This window comes from Streptomyces sp. NPDC055078, from assembly GCF_053607985.1.
Window position 1 is genome coordinate 1 of sequence record NZ_JBSGUP010000513.1, and the last position, 5937, is coordinate 5937.

Consider the following 5937-nt stretch of genomic DNA (forward strand, 5'->3'; position numbering starts at 1 on the left):
GCGCTGCCTCGCGCGCTCACATGTCCGCGCACCGTCCGTACGCGTGCCGTACGCGTTCCGTACGCCGGTCGTCCGCACCTCGTCGCGCACGACCGGGCACGGGGCGCGCGGCGTGGTGCGCGGTGCGCGAAAGCGGTCCGTGTGGTCATTCGGCAGCGCCACCGCGCCCTTTGGTGGCAGTCTGCTGAGCAGTAGATACGCTCAGCTACGCAATCGGAGGTGCAGTTTCCGTGGCGTCCAACGTCAATCCCACCGTCAGGCGACGCCGATTGGGCCTGGAGCTGCGCCGGCTCCGGGAGCTGAAGGGCATGACGGCGGAGGAGGTGGCGGACCGCCTGCTGGTGTCCCAGTCGAAGATCAGTCGCCTGGAGAACGGCCGCCGTTCCATCAGCCAGCGCGATGTCCGCGATCTGTGCGGCGTCTACGAGGTCGACGACCACCGGGTCGTCGACTCACTGATGCAGATGGCCAAGGACTCCCGCCAGCAGGGCTGGTGGCACGCCTTCGGCGACATTCCGTACAGCGTCTACATCGGCCTGGAGACCGACGCGGCGAGCCTTCGGGTGTACGAGCCCCAGGTGGTGCCGGGTCTGTTGCAGACCCGGGCGTACGCCGAGGCGCTGATCTCGGGGGCGCTGCCGGAGAGCGGGTCCCCCGATATCGAGAAGCGGGTCAGTGTGCGCATGCGCCGCCAGGACCGCGTCAAGGACATCGAGCAGCCGCTGCGGCTGTGGGCGGTGATCGACGAGGCCGCGCTGCGCCGGGTCGTCGGCGGCCGGAATCTGATGCGCGAGCAGCTCGAATATCTGGTGGAGCTGTCCCTGCTGCCGCATGTCACGGTGCAGGTGCTGCCCTTCGACATGGGCGCGCACCCGGGAATCAACGGTCAGTACGCGATCCTGGAGTTCCCCGACGCGACGGATTCCAGTGTCGTGTATATCGAGGGCGTCACCAGTGATCTTTATCTGGAGAAGGCCAACGACGTGCACAAGTACAGCGTGATGTACGAACATCTGCGCGCCCAGGCGCTGAATGTCGAACAGACGAGGATCTTCATCGAGGGCATCGCCAAGGAGTACGCCCGCTGAGCGGCGGGACGCGGGCGATGGGGTGCGGGCGATGGGGAAGCGGGCCTTGAACCGAGCATGATCCGGTGAAAGGGCCCGTCGCGGGGAGGCGGCGGCGGCGGCGGCGGCGAGGGGACCGTAAGGTACACCCCGCCACCGCGCGGCGGAAGAGTCCGGTGGAATATGCCATCCGACCGAGTGAATCCCTGCCTCAGATATCGGCTATGGCGAGTAGCGTCGGCCAGACCAACAGTCGTTGGCGCAATTCACCCCCCATATGCCGAAGCGGAGCGAACATGGCCATCATTCAGGGAGCCACGGACACGTGGACGAAGTCCTCGTACTCCGGGGGAAACGGAGCTTGTGTGGAAGTCAAGTCCCCGGTCGTCCAGCGGATTTCCGTAAGGGACTCCAAGGACACCGCGGGCCCGTCGATCAACTTCGTCCCCGGCTCGTGGAACGCGTTTGTGACCGAGATCGGTCAGGGCTCGTTCGACCTCGGCTGAGTACCGTACCGAGCCACGCGGAGCACGCTCCGCTCGGTCGTGCCCCGCACGACCGTGTCTTACGCACCACCTGACAGAGCCCTCTCGACTGGCCCGCCGTCCCGGCCGAGGGGGCTCGGCCATGCCCTGGGCGCGTCCGCCCGCGGGGCTCAGATCCGGGCGCGGGCCGGGACCCGGGTGACGGTGATGTGCGGGGGGATGTTCGGAGGCACGGCCCCCGCCCGCTCCGGAATGACCAGCGTCCGCAGCCCGGGGAAGGTGTGCAGCCAGCTCTTCCCCTCCCCTCGGACGGTGAAGTAGCCGTCCCGTAGCCAGAGATGGGTGAGCCGTCCGGCGTCGATGTGCTCGACCAGTTCGTCGGGACGGTACGCCCCCGCGATCTGGATGCGGGCCCGCCCGCCGAGGGCCCGCAGCGCCCGCAGATGGCCGGTGTGGTGCGAGGTGAAGTACAGCTCGGTCTCATCGAGACGGGCGAGGATCTCCTCCGCGTAGTGCCCGGTGTCGAACCGGTACCAGGACCAGGCGAGCTGGCGGCGCACCGTCAGGGCGGGATGGGCGCAGAACCGGGCGAGTACGGGCAGGGCCGCGTCGGTCCCGATCCGGGCGGCCGTGGAGACCACGTCCACGGCCCGCTCCTCCGACAGCTTCCCCGGCCCGGGGAGCAGTCCGAGCACCATGGTGCCGCCCAGCTCCGCGAGATGGCGGGCGTGGACGGGCCCGTTGGGCGGGATGAACTCCCCCGCCAGATCCTCGACCCGCCGCCGTACGCCGGGGGCGATCTCGGTCGCGTGCTCCAGACAGGTGGCCGTCAGCAGTACCCGGCGGAGCTGTTTCATGGACGGGGAGCGCACCTTGAAGCTCATCCGCTCGTCCAGCTCCCGGACGTCGACTCCGTCGACCAGCCCGGTGAGGATGCGCTCCCGCTCGGCGGGCCGGCCCAGCGCCACCGCCATCCGCACGACGTCCTCCCACTGGTCCTTGTGGGCGTTGTCCAGCAGGAGCGGGAAATCGCCCTCCTCGACGACCGCCTTGGCGCCCAGATAGTCCTGGAAGGTGCGGTGGACGAAGTCGACGCGCCCGGCGGCGGGTTCCCGCAGCAGCCCGGAACGCTCCAGGAGCTGGCGCAGCACCTGCTCCGGGGAGGCCCCGACCGGGGCCATGTACTCCAGGGCCCGGCGCAGCTGGGCGAGGGCGTCGTCCTGGTCCATCTCGGCGCGGTCGTTGCGGATCATCCAGTGGGCGAGCTTCTGGAGCAGCAGGATCTGGGTCTCGGACGACAGCCGCAGTCCGTCCTCGGCGGCCACTCCGCGCTCCACGTCCCGGCGCTCCAGCAGCATCCTGAGCGCCGCGTCGTACAGATCCTTGCGGCCGTGCGGCAGAAAGCCGTGCCGCTCGCGGTGGAGGGCGCAGAGCAGCCCGCACATCAGGGGGTTGTCGGCGAGTGCGCCGAGATCGGGCTTGGTGCGGATGGCGTGGAGGAGCGCGTCGCCGAGTTCCGGTTCCGCGTGGGCGGCGTCGTGCCAGCGGTGGACGAAGCGGGTCACATCGGCCCGGGACAGGGAGGCGAGGGACAGTTCGATGAACCCCTCCCGCGCCAGCCAGTTCTCGCCGATGGCGGAGGGCCGCGCGGTCACCAGCCACAGATTCCCCGGGAAGTCGCCCATCAGCTCCCGCGTCCAGCGGCGGACCTCCTCGCGTTCGCGCTGGGGGATCTCGTCGATGCCGTCGACCAGGAGGAGCGCCCGGCCCGCCCGCAGCACCCTGGTGGCCCAGCCGGGGGGCTGTTCGCCCGCCACCGCGCTGCGGACGGCGTGCAGGAAGTCGTCGGGGGTGGGCGGGGCGCCGTCCCGCACGATCCGGCGCAGCGGCAGCACGAAGGGGACCCGGCCCATGAGATGGGTCAGATGGTCGCCGAGTTCCCCGTACTTCTGGTGTGCGGTCGTCACGGCGAGCCACTGCACCAGGGTCGTCTTGCCCGAGCCCGCGCCGCCGCGCAGCAGCACCTTGTCCCGGCCGGAGAGCGCCCGCTCGGCGGGCATCGGCACGGCGGCGTCGGACACGGCCTCCAGGGAGACATAGGCCGCGTCGAGCCGCCACTCCCGGGCGTGGTTGAGATCGAGACCGTAGATCGTCAGTTCGCTGTGCTTACGGGCGATGTGCTCGGCGTACCGCCGCTCGAAGCGGGTGTCATCGGCGAGCTGGGAGGGGGTGCGCGCCAGCAGCAGCTCGGTGGTGGCGACGAGGCGTTCGATCGTCCGGGCCTGTTCGACCAGGGTGCGGGGGACGAACGTGGAGCGCTGGGTGAAGAAGTTCAGGATGTGCAGACAGGCCGTCTCCAGCAGCGGGGGGTAGTACGCCTCCGCCTCCGCCGACAGGTGCGCCGGGCGGGCCAGCCTGGCCGCGAAACCCGCCGGGCCGAGGCGTACGGCCTGGACGTCGTCCATATCGAGGTCGCCGAGGCTGTGGAGGGAGAGCGCGAGCGCGTCGGCGAGTTCCCGTACGGCGGCGGCGGACGGCGCCTCATGGGGGCCGTACGACGGGAACGCGCGCTTCACCAGTTCGCCGGCGAGCGTACGGAGTTCCTTCGGGCCGAGGGTGCCCCGCTCGCCCCGGAAGGACACCAGGCCCGAGATCCGTATCGGCGCGTCCACCAGGCCCGCGCCGGGCGTTCCCTGGACGAACAGCTTCCGCACCAGGGGGGCGACGGCGGCGGTGGCGAGGCGTACGGCGACGGCGTGGGCTGGGTCCATGGCGCGAAGTGTCCTTCGGTGGTGGGCGGGTCAGCCGCGCGGGTAGCGGGCGAGCCAGCCCGGGGCGGCGGCGGACGGGCCGTGCAGGGCCGGGCCCTGGGTCATCTCCATCGCGAAGTCGTCGGCGAGTTCCAGGATCGTGGGGCGGCCCTCCAGCTCGGAGAGCCAGGCCGGCGGCAGGGCGGTCTCCCCGTGCAGGGCGCCCAGCAGCGCGCCCGTGACGACTCCGGTGGTCTCCGATGGGCCGTCGTGGTTGACCGCGAGCCGCAGCCCGTGCCGGATGTCCTCGCCGACGAGCGCGCAGTAGACGGCGACGGCGAGGGCGTCCTCGGCGTGGGTGCTCGTGGCGGGGTGGCCGGTGGTGTGGTGGCTCGTGGCCTGGGCGACGCTCGTGGCGTGCGCGCCCATGGTGTGGTGGCCGGTGACCTGGCCGCCCCCGGCCGGGTGGTCACCTGCCGGGTGGTCCCCGCCGGGGTGGGTTCCTGCCTGGGGGTTCCCTGCCTGGGGGTTGCCCGTCGGGGGGTTCCCCGCCTGGAGGTTCCCCGCCTGGAGGTTCCCCGCCTGGTAACCCCCGCCGATCGCCGCGACGCGCTCGGCGCTTGGCACCCCCTGCCGTACGGCTCCGAGCGCCCGCTTCAGCCCGTCGGTGACCGGCTGGTGCCCCGGGCGGGACGCCAGCAGCGCGAGCGCGCGCTGCACGGAACCGTCCAGGGTCTCCCCGCGGGCCAGCCCGTGCACGATGACCGCGAACGCGCCCGCCGAGAGATACGCCGTGGGGTGGCCGTGCGTCTGCGCCGCGCACTCCACGGCGAGCTGGCACACCAACTGGGGTTCCCAGCCCACCAGCAGCCCGAACGGCGCGGACCGCACCAGCGCGCCGCCGTCCCGCGCGGTGGGGTTCTTGGGGCACTCCAGGGTGCCCAGGATCTCGTCGCCGAGCCCGAAGACGCTGGCCTTCGGCGGGTCGCGCCGGGTGTAGAGCCACTCCTCGCGGGCGAGCCACCCGTTGTCCTTGCGGCGCTCGTCGGGGCCCCAGTCCCGCTGGGTCGCCGCCCAGCGCAGATAGGCCCGGTGCACATCGGTCGGCGGGTGCCAGGCACCGGTGTCGCGGCGGACCTGCGCCCGGATCAGTCCGTCGACGGTGAACAGCGTCAGCTGGGTCGCCGCGGTGACGGCCCCTCTGCGGCCGTGGGCCGGTACCAGGTCCGTGACGCCGTCCGGTCCGTGGGCGGTACGGATCTCCTCCAGCGTGAGCGCGGCGACCCCCGCGCCGAGCGCGTCCCCGACGGCACCGCCGAGCAGGGCACCGCGCACGCGGGCCCGGAAGTCCTGCTGCTCTGCACGCCCCCAGACGCCTGTGGCTGCTGCGCTCACCCGTGCGCCCCTCCCTGGACGTGGAATTCATCCGATTGGTTGCCTGGCGCAGCACTGTAATCGAACGAGGCCGGGGGGTCCGGGGCCGGAGCCCTTGACGCGGCGCGATCCCGGCACCCCGGGCCCTGGTCGGGGCTCCGCCCCGAACCCGCGCCTCAATCGCCGGCGGGGCTGAAAATATCCGCCCCCGGGCCAGACGTCCCAAGCCAGGCCGGCGATTGAGGACCGACCCCGCACCAC

The 5937-nt window shown here is 71.8% G+C and carries 4 protein-coding genes; 2 read left to right on the forward strand and 2 right to left on the reverse strand.

Annotated features, from left to right (window positions below; all coding sequences use genetic code 11):
- The first annotated feature begins 230 nt into the window (after window positions 1-230).
- Together ACWF94_RS30740 and ACWF94_RS30745 are read left to right on the forward strand one after the other, a co-directional pair.
- On the forward strand, window positions 231-1088 hold the full coding sequence (locus ACWF94_RS30740; RefSeq protein WP_453495769.1) for a helix-turn-helix domain-containing protein: 858 nt from the start codon (window positions 231-233) through the stop codon (window positions 1086-1088).
- 275 nt (window positions 1089-1363) lie between these two features.
- The gene (locus ACWF94_RS30745; RefSeq protein WP_453495771.1) at window positions 1364-1573 is read left to right on the forward strand and encodes a DUF397 domain-containing protein; all 210 of its coding nucleotides are present in this window, start codon (window positions 1364-1366) and stop codon (window positions 1571-1573) included.
- 149 nt (window positions 1574-1722) lie between these two features.
- Here ACWF94_RS30745 and ACWF94_RS30750 read toward each other — a convergent pair whose 3' ends face one another.
- Complete coding sequence (locus ACWF94_RS30750) at window positions 1723-4323, reverse strand: NACHT domain-containing protein (RefSeq protein WP_453495773.1); 2601 nt, start codon at window positions 4321-4323, stop codon at window positions 1723-1725.
- Window positions 4324-4353: 30 nt separating this feature from the next.
- Window positions 4354-5697, reverse strand: coding sequence for an ADP-ribosylglycohydrolase family protein (locus ACWF94_RS30755; protein WP_453495775.1), 1344 nt, complete (start codon window positions 5695-5697; stop codon window positions 4354-4356).
- Window positions 5698-5937 lie beyond the last annotated feature (240 nt).

What these genes read in the sequence shown, in the direction of transcription:
- ACWF94_RS30750 (WP_453495773.1), bottom strand. Translation starts at nt 4,323, where the DNA reads ATGGACCCAGCCCACGCCGTCGCCGTACGCCTCGCCACCGCCGCCGTC.
- ACWF94_RS30745 (WP_453495771.1), top strand. Translation starts at nt 1,364, where the DNA reads ATGGCCATCATTCAGGGAGCCACGGACACGTGGACGAAGTCCTCGTAC.